Source organism: Micromonospora sp. USAFONa4 (assembly GCF_057197825.1).
On sequence record NZ_CM170072.1, the window covers coordinates 5,619,943 to 5,639,456 of the forward strand.

Consider the following 19,514-nt stretch of genomic DNA (forward strand, 5'->3'; position numbering starts at 1 on the left):
ACGGAGTGCAACTTCCATAAACGGGAGTTGCGTTGCAGTCACGGCCGGTGCATCCTTGCCCGGTTGCGAACACTGTGGACAACCCGTGCGGGAGGACCGGTTGCACATCGCCGACGAGTTCTTCCTGATCACCCACAACGACAGCCGGGGCAAGGCGAAGCTGCACCCGACGGCGACCGGCCTCGGCCTCGCCGCAGGGCTGCTCGGCGAACTGGTCCTGCGTGGACACGCCACCGTCTCCGCCGGGGTCGTCACGGTGCTCGACCGTCGCCCGCCGGCCGACGCGCTGGCGCACACCGTGCTGGACCAGCTGGTCGGCGAGACGCAGCAGCACCCGGTGCGTACCTGGCTGAGCTTCCTGGCGCAGACCGCCACCACCTCGGTGGGCGAGCGACTGGTCAGAGCGGGGGTGCTGCGCCGGCAGGAGACCCGGCGGCTGCTGCGCACCACCGTCAGCTACCTGCCGATCGACCTCAACGCGGTGGCCTGGCCGGCCACCCGGCTGCGCGCCCTGCTCGACCGGCCGGAACCGCCGAGCGTGCCCGACGGGACACTGCTGGGTCTGGTCGTCGCCGCCGGGCTGAGCCGCGAGGTGCTGTGGAGCGCCGGCCCCCGGGCGCACCACCGGCTGGGCGTGCTCATCCCGGCGCTGCCCCCGCCGCTGCGGGAACTCGTGGCGCACACCGAGGCCGCCGTCGGCGCCGCCGTGCTGCGCGGCGTCGGCTGACGCCCTCCACCCCTCCCTCCCCTCGAACCGGAGTCCGCGTATGTCGACCCCCACGCTCGACCGACCGAGCAACGTCTCCGAGGCCCTGGCCCGTGGCCGGCTCGGCGTGCCGTCGGTGATCTTCTTCGTCCTCTCCGCCGCCGCCCCGCTGACCGTCGTGGCCGGCGTCGTCACCACCGGCTACGGGGTCGTCGGGGTGCTCGGCATCCCGCTGGCCTTCCTGACGGTGGCCGCGGTGCTCGCCCTCTTCTCCATCGGGTACGTGGCGATGGCCCGGCGGATGGCCAACGCCGGCGCGTTCTACGCCTACGTCGCCCGTGGGCTGGGCCGCCCGGCCGGCGTCGGCGCCGCCTGGGTGGCGCTGATCGCGTACAACGCCCTCCAGGTGGGGCTCTACGGCACCATCGGCGCCGCGGCGGAACCGGTGCTGGGCCGACTGTTCGGGGTGGCCCCGGCGTGGTGGGTGGTGGCGCTGGTCGCCTGGGCGACGGTCGGCGTGCTCGGGCTGCTCCGCATCGACCTGAACGGCCTGGTGCTCGCAGCGCTGCTGGTCGCCGAGATGGTGGTGATCGTGGTCTTCGACCTCGGGCAGCTGACCCACCCGGCCGGCGGGGACGTCAGCTTCGCCGCGCTGTCACCGGAGAACCTCGTCGTGCCCGGCGCCGGCGCGGTGTTGGTGCTGGCCATCCTGGGCTTCGTGGGCTTCGAGTCCGCCGTGGTGTTCAGCGAGGAGAGCAAGGACCCGCGGCGGACGGTGCGGTTGGCCACCTATCTCTCCATCGCCATCATCGCGGGGATCTACGCGCTGTCGTCGTGGAGCATGACCGTCGCCGTCGGGCCGGACCGGATCGCCGCCGAGGCGGGCGAGCAGAGCATCGGACTCATCTTCAACCTGGCCGAGGCGCACCTCGGGGGCACCGCCGTCACCATCGGCCAGGCGCTCTTCCTGACCTCGGTGCTCGCCGCGATGATCTCCTTCCACAACACCACCGCCCGGTACACGTTCGCGCTCGGCCGGGAGCGGGTGCTGCCTGCCGTGTTCGGGCAGACCTCGCCGCGCACCGGCTCGCCCCGGGCCGCCTCCCTCGCGCAGAGCGCGCTCGGCCTCGTGGTGATCCTGCTCTACGCGCTCAACGGCTGGGACCCGGTGGTGCAGCTGTTCTACTGGGTCGGCACCGCAGGCGGCTTCGGGGTGCTGCTGCTGATCGCCACCACCTCGGTCGCGGTGATCGCCTTCTTCGCCCGCGACGGAGTCAACGAGACGCTGTGGCGGCGCGCGGTCGCCCCCGGCCTCGCCGCCGTGGCCCTGGCCGTGATCGTCCTGCTCGCGGTGGTCAACTTCGCCGATCTGCTCGGGGTGGCCCCGGACTCGCCCCTGCGCTGGGCGGTCCCGGCGGTCTACCCGGTCGCTGCGCTGCTCGGCCTGCTGTGGGCGCTGGTGCTGCGCGGCAACCGCCCCGACACGTACGCCCGGATCGGTCTGGGCGCGGAGAGCGTGGCGGTGACGGCGCCGCCGGCCGCCCACCTCGGCGGGCCCGTCCCGAGCGGGACGGCGGCGCGGCGGTGAGCGAGGTGCGTGTCGAGCGGCTCGGGCCGCGGGAGACGTCGCTGGTGGCCGGCCGGATCGCCGAGGCGTTCATGGCCCTCGACGCGCCCCGGTGGCTGGTGCCCGACGCCGGGCGGCGGCAGTCCGTGCTGGCCGGCAACTTCGCGATCCTGGTGGACCACGCGATGCGGTACGGCCTCGTCCACGCGACCGCGGACCGGGCGGGGGTCGCGGTCTGGTTCCCCTCGGTGGGCGACCCGGCCCCGCCGCCAACGGACTACGACGCCCGGCTGGCCGCGGCCTGCGGGGAGTGGACCGACCGGTTCGCGCACCTGGACAAGCTCTTCGAGGCCCACCACCCGCACCCCGACCACCACCACCTGGCGTTCCTCGCCGTCGCACCGGGCCGGCAGGGGCAGGGGCTGGGCAGCGCGCTGCTGCGGCACCACCACGCCGTCCTCGACGCCGAGGGGGTGCCCGGTTACCTGGAGGCGGCCAGCGAGACCGGCCGCGACCTGTACGCGCGGCACGGCTACCAGGTCGCTGAGCCCTTCCACCTGCCCGACGGCACGCCGTTCTGGCCGATGTGGCGGGAGCCCGCCCGCGCGGCGACGGCGGCCGGGCAGCCCGCCTGAACGACGGCGCCCGGTTCCATCCGTCCGAGCGGCGACGCCCGGGTCACCCTCTCCCGGAGGGTGACCCGGGCGTCGTGCCGCGTGGCGGGCGCCCGCCCCGGACACGGCGATGGCCGGGCCCGCCGGCCCGGCCATCGCCCACCACCCCTAGTACGTGCCGTCGAGCTGCCCCCGCAGCTTGGTCAGCGCGCGGGCCAGCAGCCGGGACACGTGCATCTGCGAGACGCCGATCTGCTCGGCGATCTGCGACTGCGTCAGGTTGCCGTAGAACCGCAGCGTGAGGATCTTCTGCTCCCGCTCGTCGAGCGTGGCCAGCGCCGGGCCGAGGGCGACCCGCAGCTCGGCCAGCTCGAACTCGCCGTCCACGCCGCCGAGCATGTCGCCCAGCTCGGTCGCGCGGTCGCCGTCGCCGGTCGGCGTGGAGAGCGAGACCGCGTTGTAGGCGCGGGCGCCCTCCAGGCCCTCCAGGACCTCTTCCTCGGTGAGCTTGAGGTGGGCGGCGATGTCGGCCACCGTGGGCGAACGGCCCAGGGTCTGCAACAGCGAGCTGTTGGCGTCGGAGATGGCCAGCCGCAGCTCCTGGAGCCGGCGGGGGACCCGGATGTCCCAGGTGCGGTCGCGGAAGTGCCGCTTGAGCTCACCGATGATGGTGGGGATCGCGTAGCCGGCGAAGTCGACGCCGCGGGACGGGTCGAACTTGTCGATCGCCTTGATCAGGCCGACCGCGGCGGTCTGGGCCAGGTCGTCGGTGGGCTCGCCCCGGCCGCTGTAGCGGTGGGCGAGGTGGTTGGCGAGCGGCAGCCAGGCCTCGATCGCCCTGTCGCGCAGGGCGGCGCGGGACGGGTGGCCGGCCGGCAGCGCGGCCATCGCGTTGAGCAGGTCCGCGGCGCTGTCGGTGAGCGCACGCGGGTCGAGCTTCTGAGCGGTGCTCGGCGCTGTCGTGGTCGCCGGCTCGCTGATCGTTGGCGCGGTCATGGGTGGTCCTCCCTGCACCTCGTCCGCGGATGAAAGACGTGACGCTTAGGTTTAGATTCAGATGTCCGTTCGGGAGTCACCTTAGCCCGATCGGTCTGTCGAAATCTAGCCGAAAGTACGATGTACTTAAGTAATTTTCCGCCATGGACGGCGCTAATCGGGCGAATCGGTCTCGGATTGTGAGCCGGCTTACGTCGGTCGTACGGTCAGCCGACCCCGACGGACATCGATGATGCTGCATCCGGGCGGCCCGGACCGGCCGGCCGAGCGGTCACGGCCCCCCGGATGACCGGCGTCGAATGTCGGCTTTCCGTCGTTGTCCCGTCCACGGGACGGGCCGTAGCGTGCGGGTACCCGCCCCGCTCCGGAGGTGCCGTGCTCGACCCCGCCACCCCCCATCTCGTCGTCAACAGCCGCGCGCTCCACTTCGGCTGGCTGCCGGCGGACCCGGACGCGGTCGCGGCGCTGGTGCCGGCCGGGCTGCGCCCGTCGGCCGACCGCCTGGTCTTCATCAACCAGTACGTGGTCGACGACGAGAGCCAGACCTCCGGCTTCGGCGCGTACTCGCTGACCTATCTCGGGGTGGCGCTGGCCGGGGTGGACGCGCCGGGCGGGATGAACCCCGGCGGCTGGTGGACGCACTACGTGACCTGTAGCGCACGGGTCCGCGCCTACGCCGCCGCGCGGGGGGCGCCCGCCGTCGTGGGCCGGACCCGCATCGAGCACCACGACGGGGAGATCGTCGCCGAGACGGAGATCGACGGCGTACCGGTGATCCGGGCCCGCTGCCAGGTGGGCGAGACGGGCCGGGCGATCAGCAGCGGCCACCACCGCTACTTCACCGCGCGCGACGGGCAGCTGCTCAACGCCGTCTACCCGTACGTCGCGGAACCGGTCGATCCGTTCGTGATCGAGTCGGTGGAGTTCCTGGAGCCGGCCCACCCGATCTACGCGCTGCGCCCGGAGAACCCGCTGACGATCGGGTTCGGCTTCTACTCCCCGCGCGCCTCGTTCGCCTACCCAGGCGGGCTGACGGCGCACACCGCCGACGCCGGTCCCGTCGAGGCCGTGCCCGCCCGCAGCCGGGCCGACGCCCTCTTCGTACCCGCCTGACGGTCAGACCGGAGCGCTCACCACGTGCCCGCCCGGCGGGCCCGCAGCGGCCGGCCGTCCGGGTCGTAGACCAGCCGGTACGCCGGCAGCGCCCAGGCCCGGGTGTACCAGGGCAGCCGTTCCGCGCGGTGCGGCAGCAGCCGGCCCGGCGGCCGGGGGCCGGCCTGCCCGGCGTCGTACCACCGTTGCAGCGCGTCGGCGGCGGCGCTGATCGCCGCCACGGCGTCGGCCGGGTCGATCAGGTCGGCGTCCTCGCCGCCGTCGGGGTCGCGGTCCAGGTGCTCGCGCCACAGCCGCAGCCGCAGGTCCCGGGCGAAGACCCGGGCACCGTCGCCGAGGCCGGCCGGGTCGGTCGGCGCCCGGTCGTCCCGGGTGCCGTCCAGCACCGCGCAGGACAGCTCGCTGTCGTGCGTCCAGGACCGGCGGTTGAAGTTGTCGCTGCCCACGCTGGCCCACACGTCGTCGACCACGCAGACCTTGGCGTGCACGTAGACCGGGGTGCCGGCGTGGTTCTCCACGTCGAACACGTGCACCCGGTCGGGGGCCGCCCGCTCGCAGAGCGACAGCGCCTGCTCGCGGCCCACCGTGTTGGGCGGCAGCGCCAGCCGGCCGTCCACGTCCGGGAACCGGGGGACCACGGCGACCAGGTGCAGGTCGGGATTCTCCCGCAGCGCCCGGGCGAACAGGTCGGCCACCTCGCTGGACCACAGGTACTGGTCCTCCAGGTAGATCAGCCGCCGGGCCCGCCGGACCGCCTTGGTGTAGCCGCGGGCCACCGTGCGCTCGCCGTCGGGGGCGAAGGAGTAGCGGGGCCGGACCGCCGGGTAGGTGCGCAGCACCTGGACGTCGTGCGGGCCGCAGGGTGGCGGGTCGGCCGGCTGCGGCGGCAGCGGGTCGGGTCGCAGGTCCGCGTCGCGCAGCCGGTCGCGCAGGTAGGCGAGGGGATTCTCCGAGTCCAGCGGCATCGGGTCGGACCAGCGCTCCCGGAAGGTGGTGTCCAGCGCGCCCACCACCGGCCCCCGCACCGCGAGCTGCACGTCGTGCCAGGGCGGGTGGCCGCCGTAGCGGGCGGACATCTGCACCGCCTGCGGGTCGCCCCGGTGCGCGTCGTCGTCGCGGCGGCTGTGGCACAGGTCGATCCCGCCGGCGAAGGCGACGTCCCGCTCCGGCGCGCGCAGGTGCCGCAGCACGACCAGCTTCTGGTGGTGCGAGCCGCCCCGGCGGACCCGCTGGTCGAGCAGCACCTCTCCGCCGGCGGCGGAGACCGTCTCGCTCAGGTTGCGGTTCTCCGCCTCGCTGTAAGCCAGCAGGTCGAGGTGGGAGCGCCAGATCAGGCCCTTGACCACCACGCCCCGCTGCGCGGCGCGCGCGAAGAGCTGCGCCACGGTCGGCCCGTCCGGGCGCAACCGTTGGTCCGGGTCACCCCGCCAGTCGGTGAAGAAGAGGTGGTCGCCGGCCTCCAGCGCCTGCACCTCGTCGACCAGCCGGTCGAAGTACGCGACACCGTGAATTAACGGCTCGGCAAGGTTTCCGCTGCTCCAGACGGGTAACTCTGAGACCGGGTTGGCGCGTTCGGCTGCGCTCAGGAACCAGTTGCGTAGTGCCACCGTTCCAGCCCCCCGAGGTCGACAACGTCCTCACGGTAGGACCCGTGTCGCGGGTCCGCATCCCGGCCGGCACTCCGGTGACCGGTCGGACGGCCCCCGACAGCCCGCCCGATCACGACGCGAACACCGAGGAGGCAACACCATGCCCGGCGAGACGACGAACCCCGTGACCGAGTACCGCGAGCAGGCGGTCGAAAGCGAGCGGGGCGCGCTGGTGACGGTGTTGCTCATGGTGATCCTGGGAGTCGCGGGCATCTTCGCCGTCTCCTGACGCCACGTCCCGCCGCGCCGGTGGGCGCGACGCCCTGCCGCGCCCGGGTGGGCGCCATGTCCCGACGCGCCGCTGGGCGCCACCCGGCCGTGCCGGGGGCGCCCACCGTCCCGCGCCTGGGATCAGGGCCTCGGGGCCTCGCCGTCGGTGTGCGGGAGCCGCTCGGCGGGGACGACACCGAGCCGGCCGGCCTTGAAGTCCTCGAACGCCTGGAGCAGTTCGTCGCGGGTGTTCATGACGAACGGGCCGTAGTGCGCCACCGGCTCCCGGATCGGCTCGCCGCCCATGATGTAGAGGTCCAGCGTCGGGGTGTGGCTGTCCTGGCTGGCGTCCGCGGCGAAGGTCAGCGCGTCGCCGGGGCCGTGCACGGCGAGCTGCCCCGTGTGCACCGGCCGCCCGTCGGTGCCCACCGTGCCCCGCCCGCCCAGCACGTAGACCAGGGCGTTGAAGTCCGGCCGCCACGGCAGGTCGACGCGGGCGCCCGGCTGCACGGTGACGTGCGTGATGGTGATCGGGGTGTGGGTGGATCCCGGCCCCCGGTGCCCGGCGATCTCGCCGGCGATCACCCGGATCAGCGCGCCGCCGTCGGGCGTGGTCAGCAGGGCCGCCTCACGACCGCGGATGTCCTGGTAGCGGGGCGGGTTCATCTTCGCGGCCCGGGGCAGGTTGACCCAGAGCTGGGTGCCGTGGAACAGCCCGCCGCTCATGACGAGGTGCTCCGGCGGCGCCTCGATGTGCAGCAGGCCGCTCGCGGCCGTCATCCACTGGGTGTCGCCGTTGGTGATCGTGCCGCCGCCGCCCTGCGAGTCCTGGTGGTCCATGATCCCGTCGATCATGTAGGTCACCGTCTCGAAGCCGCGGTGCGGATGCCAGGCCGTGCCCTTCGGCTCGCCCGGGGCGTAGTCCACCTCGCCCATCTGGTCCAGGTGGATGAACGGGTCCAGCTCGCCGACCGGCACGCCGGCGAACGCCCGGCGGACCGGGAAACCCTCGCCCTCGTAGCCGCTGGGCGCGGTCGTCAGCCGGCGGACCGGGCGGAACGCGGTGGACTCGTCGAGCCTGGGCAGGCGGGGCAGGACGAGCACGTTGTCGACGGTGATGGCGGGCATCGGGGGCTCCTCAGCTGTGCGGGTGGGCGGTCGACGCGTCGCGGTCCGCGCGCAGGCGCCGGCCGAGTCGCTCGAAGATCCGGGTGAGGCAGGCGACCTCGGCGTCGTCGAGGTCGTCCATCAGGTGGGCGCGCACCGACCGCAGGTGGTGCGGGGCGGCCTCGCGCAGGGCCAGCAGCCCGGCGGCGGTGAGCACGGCCTCGCTGCCGCGGCGGTCGTCGGGACAGGACTCCCGGGCGACCAGGCCGCGCCGCTGCATGGTGGTGATCTGGTACGTCAGCCGGCTGGGCGAGAAGACCAGTCGGCTCGCCAGCTCGCCCATCCGCAGCCGCTGGCCCGGCGCCTCGGAGAGCAGGACGAGCACGTGGTAGTCGGCGAAGCTGAGCGCGCTGTCGGCGCGCAGATCGTCCTCCAGCCGCGTGTAGAGCCGCTGGCTGGCCTCGATGTAGGCGCGCCAGGCGGCGAGTCGGGCACTGTCCAGGCTCTCGGTCACGCCATGACAGTAGCACTATTTCAAAATTTAACTAGTGTCCCGTGAGTGCGGTCACCCACGATGCGGCGGTGCCGTTCAGCTTTGAAGGGTGCTCCCGGATCGGGGTGGGGTCGCCGCCGGCCCCGGGCCGGCCGGTGCCGGCGCCCGCCGGGGCGGACGCCGGCTGCCGGACGAGAGGCCCGGGCCGGTCACGGCCGGCGGGCGACCCCGGCGAGGGCCTCAGCGGGCGGGCGGTGCGGCGGCCAGGTGCATCCGGCCGAGCAGCTGACGCGCCTGCTCGGCGAACTGCGCGTCGACGATCACCGCGTACTGGCCGGCGCGCAGCGAGCTGGCCGAGGTGAAGTCGCGCCGCCCGCCGGTCATCGCGTGCGCGACCGCGCCGAACACCGCCCCCCAGATAGCGCCGACGACGAGCCCGACCAGGATCGCCGCGACCCAGTTGCCGGCGGTGAAGATGCCGAACAGCAGCCCGATGAAGAGCCCGAACCAGGCGCCCGTGCCAGCACCCGCCAGGGCCGCCCGCCCCGTTGTCATCCGGCCGAGCACGGTCTCGACCAGGGTGAGGTTCGTGCCGACGATGGCGCTGTGTTCGACCGGGAACCGGTTGTCCGCCAGGTAGTCGACGACCCGCTGGGCGGACGGATAGTCCGGGTACGACCCGATCGTCACGGTGGGCGGACCGGTCTGCGGGCCGTGCCCGTCGTGGCCGGGGCCGCTCGGGCGGCCGGCCGGACCGGACGGGAGGGTGTCGCCGCCCGGCATGCCGGGCCGCCATGCCGAGGTGGGACTCGACGGTGTGGTCATGAGTTCCTCCTTCGTCACCGCCCGCGTTCCCGCCGCCGTCGCGAGGTAACGCTCAGCGGGCGGCGGCGCGCAGGTACGCGGCGGTGGCCTCGTCGGCGGGGAAGAAGGACTCGATGGAGAGCTCCTCGACCGTCACGTCCAGCGGGGTGCCGAAGGTCGAGACGGTGCTGAGGAAGGCCAGCTCGCCGCCCGGGTGGCGCAGTCGCAGGGGCACGACCACGTCCCCGGCGCGGGGCAGGCCCGCCTCCGGGGCGGCCGGCCCGGCCGGGTAGCCGCGCAGCTCGTCGTGCAGCGCGCCCAGTTCGGGATCGTCGGTCAGCGCCAGGTGCCGGCGCAGCCGCCCGAGCAGGTGGGCCCGCCACTCGCCGAGGTTGGCGATCCGGGGCGCCATGCCCTCGGGGTGCAGCGTCAGCCGCAGCGCGTTGGCCGGCGGCCGGAGCAGGTGCGCGGCGGCACCTTCCGTGAGCAGCGGCAGGGTGGCGTTGCCGGCCACCAGGTTCCAGTGCCGGTCCACCGCGACGGCCGGGTACGGCTCGTGCGCCCGCAGGACCCGGCGTACCGCGTCGAGGACCCGTCGCAGCTCGGGGGAGTCCAGCGGGGCGTGGGAGTAGACGGGGGCGTACCCGGCGGCCAGCAGCAGCCGGTTGCGGTCGCGCAGCGGCACGTCGAGGTGCTCGGCCAACCGCAGGACCATCTCCCGGCTGGGCGCGGAGCGCCCGGTCTCCACGAAGCTGAGGTGCCGGGTGGAGATCTCCGCCCCGACCGCGAGGGCGAGCTGGCTGAGCCCGCGGCGCCGGCGCCACTGCCGCAGCAGCGCCCCGACCGGCGCCCGCCGCTCCTGCACCGCCCCGGCCGCGCCCACGCGCCGATTCTAGGCCGCGGCGCACGGGACGGCCCCGGGCCTCGCCCGCCCCGTGTGGGACGGGCGAGGCGCGGCGGTCAGGAGCAGGCGATGCCGTTGAGGGTGAACCCGGTCGGGGTGGGCAGGGCGCCGCCCGGCCAGGTGCCCTGGAACCCGAGCGAGACCGTGCCACCCGTGGGCAGGCCGGCGTTCCAGGCGGCGTTGCGCACGGTGATCCGGTCGCCCGACTGGGTCCAGTCGCCGTTCCAGCCGTTGGTCAGCCGCACCCCGGCGCCGGGGGCGAACGTGAGCGTCCAGCCGGTGAGCGCGGCGCCGTGGTTGGTCACCCGCAGCTCGGCGGTGAAGCCGCCGGACCACGAGTTCGGGGTGTACGACACCGTGCAGCCGCCGGTCGGCGGGGGAGTGCTCGGCGGGGGCGTCGTGGGCGGGGCGGTGGTCGGGGGCGCCGTCGTGGGCGGGGCGGTGGTCGGCGGGGCGGTGGTGGGGGCCGGGCCGGCGGCCAGGGCCAGGTCGTACGCCCGCTGCGGCACGAACTGGCCGGCCGGCGCGATGCAGCCGTCGGCCTCGCCGGGCAGCTTCACCCACAGGTACGCGTCGATGGCGGAGTCGCCGGTGGCGGTGGTGCTCGGGGTGCCGATGGCCCGCCCGGCCGGGTCGCACCACTCGGAGCCGGCCGGCCCGTTGCCGTTGCGGCTGGTGTCGACGACCGCCTTGAGCCGGGACACCCCGGTCGCCGCGATCACGGCCTTGGCGTAGGCGACCTCGTCGGCGGTGCGCCGGTAGTTGGAGACGTTGAGCGAGATGCCGTCCGCGCTGTTGGCGACGTCGGCGCCGAGCAGCCGGGAGGCGGCCTCGCCGGGGGCGAGCCACGCGGAGTGCCCGATGTCGAAGTAGACCCTCGCGGCGGCCGAGCCCGCCTTGAGCTTCTTGCCGGCGTACGCCATGGAGGCCCTCGTCTCGGCCTGCTGGGCCGCGTTCTGGCAGCTGGTCATCAGCGGCAGCACGTCGGGTTCCAGGACGATGGTCGCCGGCCGCCCGGCCAGGCCGGCCGCGACCTGGTCGACCCACTGCCGGTACGTGGCGTGGTCGGGCGCGCCGCCGCCGCTCGCGCCGCTGCAGTCCCGGTTCGGGATGTTGTAGACGACCAGGATCGGCACCTTGCCGGCGGCCGCCGCCGCGCCGACCAGGGCGTCGACCTCGGACCGTACGGTCGAGGTGTTGGTCCGGGTGAACCACCGGCCCTGGGGGACGTTCGCGATCCGGCCGGAGATCACGGCGGCCCGGGGGTCGCCGGGGTTGGCGGCGACCCAGGCCGCCGCGGCCGTCGCGGGGTCGACGTAGAACGCCGAGTCGGCGGCGACCGCGGCGGGTGCGCGGACGATGCCGACGGTGACGGTGGCGGCGACGGTGAGCGCCGCCGCGGCGCTCAGCGCGGCGAGTGCGGGTCTGCTTCTCACGGGATCTCCATTCCATCGAGGAGCACCGCTGGAAGCGCTCCCATGCATCGCCGTCAAAATACGTGCTGATTGCCGCGATGTGAAGAGGCCGCGACATTCCGGGGCGGCGGGCCGGCGTGCCGGCCGCCGGCGCGCGGCCCGCGGGGAGAATGGCGGGATGCGCCTGGTGATCACCGCCGACACCCACGTGCCGAAGCGGGCCCGGGACCTGCCGGAGCCCCTCTGGGCGGCGGTCGACGCCGCCGACGTGGTGTTGCACGCGGGCGACTGGGTCGACGAGGCACTGCTGGACGCCCTCGCCGCCCGGGCCCGCCGCCTCGTCGGGGTGTACGGCAACAACGACGGGCCGGCGCTGCGCGCCCGGCTGCCGGAGGTCGCCCGGGTGGAACTCGACGGGCTGCGGATCGCCGTCGTGCACGAGACCGGCCCGAAGGCCGGGCGGGAGGGCCGCTGCGCGGCCCGCTTCCCCGACACCGACGTGCTGGTCTTCGGCCACTCGCACATCCCCTGGGACACGCTCGCCCCGGGTGGCCTGCGGCTGCTCAACCCCGGCTCGCCCACCGACCGGCGGGCCCAGCCGTACGCCACGTACGTGACGGCGCGGGTGGCGGCGGGGCGGCTCGACGAGGTCGAACTGCACCGCCTGCCACCGCGCCGCCCGCCCGGTCACTGACCGCGGCCGGTCTCCTCCTGGAGCTGGTCGATCCGCTTGGAGGCCTCTGCCTTCGTCAGGCCCTCGGGCAACTCCTCGCCGGCCTCCCGGGCCAGGGTCGCCAGGTAGGACTCCTGGGCGGCGGTCGGCGGCTCCTCGCCGGTGACCCACTCGTCCGGATCCTTGATGGCGCCCTGCGGGTTGGCCTGGCTGCTGCTGCGGTCCGTCATGGTCTCCACCTTCCTTCGAACAGACGTGCCAATACCCCGCGCGGCGCCGATCCATGCCGCCCTCCGGCGCGTCGTACGCCCGGAAGCGCCGGGCGTGTCTGCGGCCGTCCGGGCGACGCGGGCGCGCATACGATCACCGGATGACGGCGGCGCAGCGGGCGGGTGTGGTGGTGGTCGGCGCGGGCATCGCCGGAGTGGCGTGCGCGACGGAACTGGTCCGCGCCGGCATCCCGGTGGAGATCCGCGAGCGCGCCCGGGTAGTTGGCGGCCGGATGGCCAGCCGCCGCTTCGACGGCCGGCCGGCCGACACCGGCGCCGCCTACTTCACGGTCAGCGATCCGGACTTCGCCGAGGTGGCCGAGGGTTGGCGCGCGGCCGGCCTGGCCCGCGAGTGGACCGACACCTTCGTCGCCTACGGCGCCGACGGCCGGCATCAGGTGCCCGGCCCGATGCGCTGGGCGGCGACCCGGGGGCTGCGGACGCTGGTGGAGCACCTGGCCCGGGACCTGCCGGTGACCGTGGACCGGCTCGTGCTCGGCGTCGCGCCCGGCCCGGTGGTCGACGGGCGGCCCTGCGAGGCGGTGGCGCTCGCCATGCCGGGGCCGCAGGCGGCCCTGCTGCTCGACCCGGCCCTGGCCGCCGCCACCCGGGCCACGCAGGTCCAACGCTGGTCGCCCTCCCTGGCCGGGGTGCTGCGTTTCCCGGCCCGCCGGTGGGCCACCTTCCGGGGCGCCTTCGTCAACGACCACCCGCTGCTGAGCCTCGTCTGCGACGACGGCGACCGCCGCGGCGACGACGCGCCGGTGCTGGTCGCCCACACCACGCCCGAGTTCGCCGCCGGCCACCTCGCCCAGCCCTCCGGCGCCGGCCCGGCGATCGAGGAGGCCGTCCGGGACCTGCTGGGGCTGCCCGAAGCGGCGGAGCACGTGCACGTGCACCGCTGGACGTACGCGAAGCCCACCGCCGGCCCCGACGGGACGTACCACCTCGACGCCGACGGCGTCGGGCTGGCCGGCGACGCCTTCGGCGCACCCCGGGTGCAGAGCGCCTGGCTCTCCGGTCGCGACCTCGGGCGCGCCCTCGTCACCCGCCTGGGCGCAGGGTGAGGAAGCGGCCCCTGCGCACACCGGCGGGCCGGGCGGTCAACCCCCGGTGGTGACGGGCTCGCCGGCGTGGCGGCGTTCGGACGGGTCGGACGTGCGTTCCCCCGCCCGGTCCAGCAACTGCATCACCGGGGTCGCCGCGATGCCGTGCACCACCACCGAGACGATCACCACGAGGCCGACTGTCGCCCAGATCAGGTCCGCCTGGGGAAAGTCGGTCTTCGCGGTCGCGTACGCGATGTAGAAGAACGAGCCGACGCCCCGGATGCCGAACAGGGCGATCACCCAGTGCTCGGCCGGCCGGCCGGGCGCCCCCCGCAACGACAACCAGCCGAGCAGCGGGCGGACCACGAAGACCAGCGCCAGCCCGACCGCGGCGGCCGGCCAGGTCAGCGGGCCCAGCAGGCCACCCACCACGGCACCGCCGAAGAGCAGCAGCAACAGCACGGTGAGCAGCCGCTCCACCTGCTCGGCGAAGTCGTGCAGCACGGAGTGGAACTCGTGGGTGCGCTCCGCGGCCCGGATCGCCCGCGCGGCCACGAAGACCGCCAGGAAGCCGTACCCGCTGACGACCTCCACCAGCCCGTACGCCAGGAAGGTCGCGGCCAGCGCGAGGAAGCCCTCCGAGTGCCGGGCCAGCCGCAGCTTGCTCGGGGCGCGGAAGAAGAGCTTGCCGAGCAGCCACCCGACCAGCCACCCGCCCGCCACCCCGGCCGCCACCTTCCACAGCACGTCCACGCCGAGCCAGTGGCCCAGCCAGTCGCCGGGGGCGAGGCTGGTGGTGGCGATGGCGATGGCCGCGTACACGAAGGGAAAGGCCAGCCCGTCGTTCAGCCCGGCCTCGGAGGTCAGGGCGAAGCGGACCTCGTCCTCGGAGTCCTCGACGTCGGTGGGCTCGCCGACCTGCACGTCGGCGGCGAGCACCGGATCGGTCGGGGCGAGCGCCGCCCCCAGCAGCAGCGCGGCGGCCGGCACCAGCCCGGCCCACCACCACCCGAGCACCGCCACCGCCACGATGCACAGCGGCATGGCGATCGCCAGCAGCCGCCAGGTCGACGACCAGCGGGCCCAGCTCAACGGCCGGTCGATCTTCAGCCCGGCGCCCATCAGCGCGACGATGACGCCGATCTCGGTGAGGTGGGTGGCGATCTGTGGATGCGCGAGCGGGTCAGGGTCCGGCAGCCCGACGGGCAGGAGGAAGACCAGCATGCCCAGCCCGAGAAAGGCGATCGGCATGGACAGTGGCCGACGTTCGAGCACGCGGGGCAGGATCCCCGCCAGCAGCGCGCCCAGACCGACCACCGCGAACGCCACGTCTACCGGCTCCACGACCCCACCTCTCCGCCTCGCCCACGGCGTGCGGGCAGGTGGTGCAAGTCCTTGCCCCCGGAAGACTTCTCGTATTCCTCATCGGAGCGACGGAGCCGGCGGCGATCACCCCGCCCGGGTGACCGGCGAGTCGTCGAGGGTGGCGAGCAGCGCGGCGGGGTCCTCGTAGACGGCCACCGCACCGGCCCCGGCCAGCTCGCCCCGGCCGGTGCCGCCGCAGGTCAGACCGACGCAGGGGATGTCCAGCTCGCCGGCGGCGGCGACGTCCCACACCGAGTCACCGACGAAGACCACGCGTTCGGCGGCGAGCCCGGACTGCTCCAGCGCGGCGACCAGGATGTCCGGCGCCGGCTTGCTCTCCCGCGCGTCCGCCGAGCTGGTGATCGTGTGGATCACGTCGTCGGCGGCCAGCGCCCGGCGCAGCGCGGTCACCTCGTGCTCGGCGGCGGAGGTCGCCAGCACCACCCGCAGTCCCCGCTCCGCGCAGGCGCGCAGCAGGTCGGCGGCGCGGGGCAGCGGGACCAGCCGCTCCCAGTACTCGGCGAAGAGGGTGTCGTGGGCGGCGCGCAGCTTCTGGTCCGCGCTCCGGTCGCGCTCGGGGCCGAGCAGGTGGTCGAGCAGCTTGTCCGAGCCCATCCCGATGGCGCGGTGGATCGTCGCCATGGGTACGGGCCGGTCGGTCTGGCGCAGCGCCTCCCACCAGCTCACGGTGTGCAGGTAGGTGGTGTCGACCAGGGTGCCGTCCACGTCGAAGAGGACACCGGTGGGCTTGTCGGTGGGCATACGGTCCTCCTACCCCGTCGGGCCGGGCTGACGCCACCGCTCACGCGGGCGGGATCAGGATCTCGAACCAGACAGTCGAGCCGCGTACGGTCGGGTCCGTCCCCCACGCGTCGCTCAGCTCCTCGATCAGCCCCAGTCCCCGCCCGCGGCTGCTGAGCGTGTCGGTCTGCGCGCGGGTCACCGTGCCCCGGGTGCCCGAGTCGGCGACCGACACCAGCAGCCGCTCCGGGCTGAGGTCGATCTCCACCCGGGCGGCCGTGCCCGCGTGCAGCAGGGCGTTGGTGGTCAGCTCGCTGGTGCAGAGCACCGCCGCGCCGATGATCGACTCGGGCACCTGCCACTCCGTGAGCTGCGCGGTCATCCAGTGCCGTACCCGGCTCGGCGCGGTCGGCTCGGCCGGCACCTCCATGCTCGTCGACCGGGACGGCCGCAGCGCGTGTTCCACCGCCAGCACCGCGACGTCGTCCTCGGTGGCGCCGGGCACCGCCGCGGTGGCCACCGCGCACAACGCGCGGGGGTCGCCGCTGCCCGCGCCGGCCACGGCGACGGCCAGGGCGTCCAGGCCGGTGGTCAGGTCCTGCCAGCGCCGCTCCACCACACCGTCGCTGAACAGCAGCAACGTGTCGCCGGGGGCGAAGGGCACCGTGACGGTGCGCGGCCGGCAGCCCAGGCCCAGCGGGGCGCCCGCGGGCACGTCGAGGTATTCGGCGACCGGGTCGCCGTCCGGGGCGCATCGGCGGATCAGCGGGGCGGGGTGACCGGCGCTGGCCAGGGTGAGCCGCTGCCGGTCGGCGTCGACGACCCCGAAGACCACCGTCACGAACAGCTCGTGCGTGTCGCCCTCGGCGCCCAGGCTGGTCACCAACCGGTCGAGCCCGGCCAGCACGGCGTCGGGGCGGGGGTCGGTCAGCGCCAGCGCCCGCAGCGCCGCGCGGACCTGACCCATCCGGGCCGCGGCCTGCACGTCGTGGCCGGCGACGTCGCCGAGCACGATCCCCAGGCCGCCGTCGGGCAGCAGGAAGGCGTCGTAGAAGTCCCCGCCGGCGGCGTTGCCGTCGACGCCCGGGTCGTAGCGGGCGGCGATCCGCATCCGTGGCAGATCGGGCAGGTGCTCCGGCAGCATGCTGCGTTGCAGCAGCTGGGCCGTGCCGTGCTGGGTCTCGAACCGGCGGGCCCGCTCGGCGGCCTGGCCGACCAGCTCGGCCGAGGCGGCCAGCAGCGCGCGCCGGGCGGCCGACCAGACGTGCGGGACCTGGTAGCCGACCGTCAGCCCGCCGCGCACCACCGACGCCCGCAGTGGCACCGCCGCGAGCGAGCGGACCTTCTGGTCGTGCCGGTCCACCGCGATGTCCCGCAGCGGCTGGCCGTCGTCGACGAAGTACGGCACGCCGCTGCGGGCGACGGTCACCACCGGCCCCAGCCCGTCCGGCGGGACGCGCCGCCACAGCGGGGGGAGGCGCTCGTCGGCCTCGTCCATCAGCTCGCCGCGGATACGCCGGACCATCCGCCAGCCGCCGCCGCCCTCGTCGACGGCGAACGAGACCCGGTCGGCGTCGAACGCCGTGATCGTGTAGCGCAGCGCGACCCGGGCCACGTCGTCCAGGGTGAGGGTGCCGGCGAGCGCCGCGGCGAAGTCGCTGAGGCTCTGCAACTGCTGCGTGACCTGGGCGGTCTCCGCGATCACGGTCAGCACGCCGACGATCCGCCCGGAGCTGTCGCGCACGGGGGAGTAGCCCCGGGTGAAGACCGACTGCTCGACCAGGCCGGGACGGCGGTGCAGCGGAAGCGTGGTCTCCTTCTCCAGGAACGGCTCCCCGGAGCGGTAGGTGTGCGCGATGGCGTCCCCGACGCCGGGCAGCGGCCAGGACTCCGCGAACACCTGGGCCGCCGGCCGACCCACCGCGTCGGGGTGCCGGTCGCCGATCAGCTCCGCGTACGCGTCGTTGTAGACGAGCAGGTGCTCGTCACCCAGGGTGAGAGCCATCGGTACGGGCGAGGCGAGGAGCAGTTCCGCGGCGGCCCGGACCGCCGGGTCCCACGTCCGCCACGCACCGAGCGGGGTGCCACCCCAGTCGTGGCGCGGGACGGCGGCCGCCATGCCCGACGCGGAGGGCGTTCCCGAGACCGGGGCTGGTGGGTTCGGGACCCGTCCGACCGTTCCTGGCATGAGCGCAGCCTAGCCGGAGGGTCCGTCGGCTGTTTCCGATCATGCCCCGCACCACGCCGGGGCTGAACGTTCGGGCAGGTCAAGGCCGTTCTGCGGTGACATGTCGGGAAAAACTCGGGGACTCCGACGGCGTGCGGCGTCGGCGACCGGGTAAGCGCGCGGCGCAGTCCATGCGACAGGAGGGACATCATGCCGGAAAGCCTCGCGGTCAGGCAGGTCGACATCGGCAACGCCGTGGCCGACATGTGGAGGTCGGTGCTGCTCTTCATACCGCGGGCCATCGCGTTCATCGCGATCCTCGTGGTCGGATGGCTCATCGCCAGAGCCGTGCTCAAGATCGTGGACACGGCGCTGGAACGGGTCGGGTTCGACAGGGCGGTGGAACGGGGCGGCATCAAGCGCGCGCTGGAACGCACCAAGTACGACGCCAGTGACATCCTGGCGAGACTCGCGTACTACGCCGTACTGCTGTTCACCCTGCAGTTCGCCTTCGGGGTGTGGGGACCCAACGCGATCAGTGACCTGATCAGCGGCGTGGTCGCCTGGCTGCCACGCGCCTTCGTGGCGATCGTCATCATCGTCGTGGCCGCCGCGATCGCCAACGCCGTCCGGGATCTGGTCACCGGGGCGCTGGGCGGGCTCGCGTACGGCAAGGTCCTGGCGGACCTGGTGGCGGTCTTCATCCTCGCGCTGGGTGTGATCGCCGCGCTGAACCAGGTAGGCATCGCCACCACGGTGACCACACCGGTGCTGATCGCGGTGCTCGCCACCGTGGCCGGCATCCTGATCATCGGCGTCGGCGGTGGCCTGGTGCGGCCGATGCAGAACCGCTGGGAAGGCTGGCTGAACCGGATGGCCGAGGAGTCGCGGGCGGTGCAGGAGCACCGCCGGGCCCGGGAGGCCGGTCAGACCGACGTCGGCCGGCAGATGGCGGACCGGACGGCGGCCGAGCGCACCGAGGTCATGCCCCGCGGGCAGGAGTCCGCCACGGCCGGCGGGCGCGGCACGTACCAGTCGGGGAACGTCAGCGACGAGACCCAGCAGTTCCGCCGTTGACCTGGCGGTGAGCGGGACGGGGAGGGGTGTCCGCGGACGTGCGGGCACCCCTCCGGCGTGTCCGACCGGGGCTCGGGGCCCGCCCCGGTCGGGCCGGACGGCGCGGCTGCCCGGGCTTCAGACCAGCGGGCCGCCCCCGCCCGTGGCGGTCGGTGCGGCCTGCCGGGCCGCGGTTCAGACCAGCGGGAGCGGGGCGGTCGCCGGGGCCCCGAGCGAGCGGGTCAGCGCACAGACCGCGAGCAGCCGGGTGAGCAGCCAGTCCGGTGCGGACCAGTCCACCGGCGCCGCCGGCGGCTGCCAGCCGTGCTCCAGCGCGGCGGCGCGGACGCCCTCCGCGTAGCCGGCGAGCGCGGCGGCGCTCAGCGGCCGGCGGTCGCCGTCCAGGCTCTCCCGCACCGCCGCGGCGTGCTGGTCGACCAGGGCGAGCAGGCCCGGCCGCGCGGCGGCGGCGGCCAGTCCCTCGGCGCCGACCGAGGTGGACAGGAGAGCGAGGGTGGCTCGCGCCGAACTGGCGGCGGAACGGGTCTCGACCCGGGTGAACGGCACACGCATGGTGACCGAGGCTATCCGGCCGTGACCAGGGTCGACCTCGGCC

At 74.6% G+C, this 19,514-nt stretch carries 20 protein-coding genes; 8 read left to right on the forward strand and 12 right to left on the reverse strand.

Features of this window, described 5'->3' with window-relative positions; genetic code table 11:
• Positions 1–85 precede the first annotated feature (85 nt).
• Genes AC0OO9_RS24705 through AC0OO9_RS24715 form a run of 3 tightly spaced genes read left to right on the forward strand, consistent with a single transcriptional unit; the run spans position 86 to position 2,908 of the window.
• A complete protein-coding gene (locus AC0OO9_RS24705; protein WP_421458147.1) occupies positions 86–727 on the forward strand; it encodes a GOLPH3/VPS74 family protein in 642 nt (213 codons plus the stop codon).
• A gap of 40 nt (positions 728–767) precedes the next feature.
• Positions 768–2,294: an APC family permease gene (locus tag AC0OO9_RS24710; protein ID WP_132235926.1), complete on the forward strand. Its 1,527-nt coding sequence runs from the start codon at positions 768–770 to the stop codon at positions 2,292–2,294.
• Positions 2,291–2,908, forward strand: coding sequence for a GNAT family N-acetyltransferase (locus AC0OO9_RS24715; RefSeq protein WP_484512718.1), 618 nt, complete (start codon positions 2,291–2,293; stop codon positions 2,906–2,908). Before AC0OO9_RS24710 ends, AC0OO9_RS24715 begins: the two co-directional genes overlap by 4 nt.
• A 147-nt stretch (positions 2,909–3,055) precedes the next feature.
• On the opposite strand, the gene AC0OO9_RS24720 is transcribed toward AC0OO9_RS24715, so the two are convergent.
• Positions 3,056–3,883, reverse strand: coding sequence for a SigB/SigF/SigG family RNA polymerase sigma factor (locus tag AC0OO9_RS24720; RefSeq protein ID WP_357579948.1), 828 nt, complete (start codon positions 3,881–3,883; stop codon positions 3,056–3,058).
• 375 nt (positions 3,884–4,258) lie between these two features.
• Here AC0OO9_RS24720 and AC0OO9_RS24725 point away from each other — a divergent pair, with 375 nt between their 5' ends.
• Positions 4,259–4,996 carry a hypothetical protein gene (locus tag AC0OO9_RS24725; protein ID WP_484512720.1) on the forward strand — a complete coding sequence of 246 codons (738 nt, stop codon included), beginning with the start codon at positions 4,259–4,261 and terminating at the stop codon, positions 4,994–4,996.
• Between the two features lie 17 nt (positions 4,997–5,013).
• On the opposite strand, the gene AC0OO9_RS24730 is transcribed toward AC0OO9_RS24725, so the two are convergent.
• On the reverse strand, positions 5,014–6,603 hold the full coding sequence (locus AC0OO9_RS24730) for a phospholipase D family protein (RefSeq protein WP_484512722.1): 1,590 nt from the start codon (positions 6,601–6,603) through the stop codon (positions 5,014–5,016).
• A 142-nt stretch (positions 6,604–6,745) separates the two neighbouring features.
• Between AC0OO9_RS24730 and AC0OO9_RS24735 the strand changes: the two genes are divergently transcribed.
• Entirely contained in the window at positions 6,746–6,874 is a 129-nt protein-coding gene (locus tag AC0OO9_RS24735; RefSeq protein ID WP_255474758.1) for a hypothetical protein, read from the forward strand.
• A 122-nt stretch (positions 6,875–6,996) separates the two neighbouring features.
• On the opposite strand, the gene AC0OO9_RS24740 is transcribed toward AC0OO9_RS24735, so the two are convergent.
• From AC0OO9_RS24740 to AC0OO9_RS24760, 5 genes are all read right to left on the reverse strand, one after another.
• Positions 6,997–7,983: a pirin family protein gene (locus AC0OO9_RS24740; protein ID WP_484512723.1), complete on the reverse strand. Its 987-nt coding sequence runs from the start codon at positions 7,981–7,983 to the stop codon at positions 6,997–6,999.
• 10 nt (positions 7,984–7,993) lie between these two features.
• Positions 7,994–8,476, reverse strand: coding sequence for a MarR family winged helix-turn-helix transcriptional regulator (locus AC0OO9_RS24745; protein ID WP_121395498.1), 483 nt, complete (start codon positions 8,474–8,476; stop codon positions 7,994–7,996).
• Between the two features lie 219 nt (positions 8,477–8,695).
• Positions 8,696–9,280: a YflT domain-containing protein gene (locus AC0OO9_RS24750; RefSeq protein WP_484512725.1), complete on the reverse strand. Its 585-nt coding sequence runs from the start codon at positions 9,278–9,280 to the stop codon at positions 8,696–8,698.
• Positions 9,281–9,332: 52 nt separating this feature from the next.
• On the reverse strand, positions 9,333–10,142 hold the full coding sequence (locus AC0OO9_RS24755) for a helix-turn-helix domain-containing protein (RefSeq protein WP_484512727.1): 810 nt from the start codon (positions 10,140–10,142) through the stop codon (positions 9,333–9,335).
• Between the two features lie 77 nt (positions 10,143–10,219).
• Positions 10,220–11,599: a glycoside hydrolase family 6 protein gene (locus AC0OO9_RS24760; RefSeq protein WP_484512728.1), complete on the reverse strand. Its 1,380-nt coding sequence runs from the start codon at positions 11,597–11,599 to the stop codon at positions 10,220–10,222.
• 157 nt (positions 11,600–11,756) lie between these two features.
• On the opposite strand from AC0OO9_RS24760, the gene AC0OO9_RS24765 reads away from it, so the two are divergent.
• On the forward strand, positions 11,757–12,272 hold the full coding sequence (locus AC0OO9_RS24765) for a metallophosphoesterase family protein (protein WP_484512730.1): 516 nt from the start codon (positions 11,757–11,759) through the stop codon (positions 12,270–12,272).
• Here the strand turns inward: AC0OO9_RS24765 and AC0OO9_RS24770 are convergent.
• On the reverse strand, positions 12,266–12,481 hold the full coding sequence (locus tag AC0OO9_RS24770; RefSeq protein WP_484512732.1) for a DUF3072 domain-containing protein: 216 nt from the start codon (positions 12,479–12,481) through the stop codon (positions 12,266–12,268). The genes AC0OO9_RS24765 and AC0OO9_RS24770 overlap by 7 nt on opposite strands.
• Positions 12,482–12,645: 164 nt before the next feature.
• Here AC0OO9_RS24770 and AC0OO9_RS24775 point away from each other — a divergent pair, with 164 nt between their 5' ends.
• Positions 12,646–13,587 carry an NAD(P)/FAD-dependent oxidoreductase gene (locus tag AC0OO9_RS24775; RefSeq protein ID WP_484518036.1) on the forward strand — a complete coding sequence of 314 codons (942 nt, stop codon included), beginning with the start codon at positions 12,646–12,648 and terminating at the stop codon, positions 13,585–13,587.
• A gap of 36 nt (positions 13,588–13,623) precedes the next feature.
• Here the strand turns inward: AC0OO9_RS24775 and AC0OO9_RS24780 are convergent, their stop codons facing one another.
• The 3 genes from AC0OO9_RS24780 to AC0OO9_RS24790 form a co-directional block, all read right to left on the reverse strand.
• On the reverse strand, positions 13,624–14,913 hold the full coding sequence (locus AC0OO9_RS24780) for a cation:proton antiporter (RefSeq protein ID WP_484512733.1): 1,290 nt from the start codon (positions 14,911–14,913) through the stop codon (positions 13,624–13,626).
• 105 nt (positions 14,914–15,018) lie between these two features.
• On the reverse strand, positions 15,019–15,696 hold the full coding sequence (locus AC0OO9_RS24785) for an HAD family hydrolase (RefSeq protein ID WP_484512734.1): 678 nt from the start codon (positions 15,694–15,696) through the stop codon (positions 15,019–15,021).
• Between the two features lie 40 nt (positions 15,697–15,736).
• Positions 15,737–17,863 carry an ATP-binding SpoIIE family protein phosphatase gene (locus tag AC0OO9_RS24790; RefSeq protein WP_484512736.1) on the reverse strand — a complete coding sequence of 709 codons (2,127 nt, stop codon included), beginning with the start codon at positions 17,861–17,863 and terminating at the stop codon, positions 15,737–15,739.
• 189 nt (positions 17,864–18,052) lie between these two features.
• Here AC0OO9_RS24790 and AC0OO9_RS24795 point away from each other — a divergent pair, with 189 nt between their 5' ends.
• Positions 18,053–18,919 carry a mechanosensitive ion channel family protein gene (locus AC0OO9_RS24795; protein ID WP_132235954.1) on the forward strand — a complete coding sequence of 289 codons (867 nt, stop codon included), beginning with the start codon at positions 18,053–18,055 and terminating at the stop codon, positions 18,917–18,919.
• Positions 18,920–19,093: 174 nt separating this feature from the next.
• Here AC0OO9_RS24795 and AC0OO9_RS24800 read toward each other — a convergent pair whose 3' ends face one another.
• Positions 19,094–19,471 (reverse strand): DUF6401 family natural product biosynthesis protein, encoded by a 378-nt coding sequence (locus tag AC0OO9_RS24800; RefSeq protein WP_484512738.1) that lies wholly within the window; start codon positions 19,469–19,471, stop codon positions 19,094–19,096.
• Between the last annotated feature and the right edge of the window lie 43 nt (positions 19,472–19,514).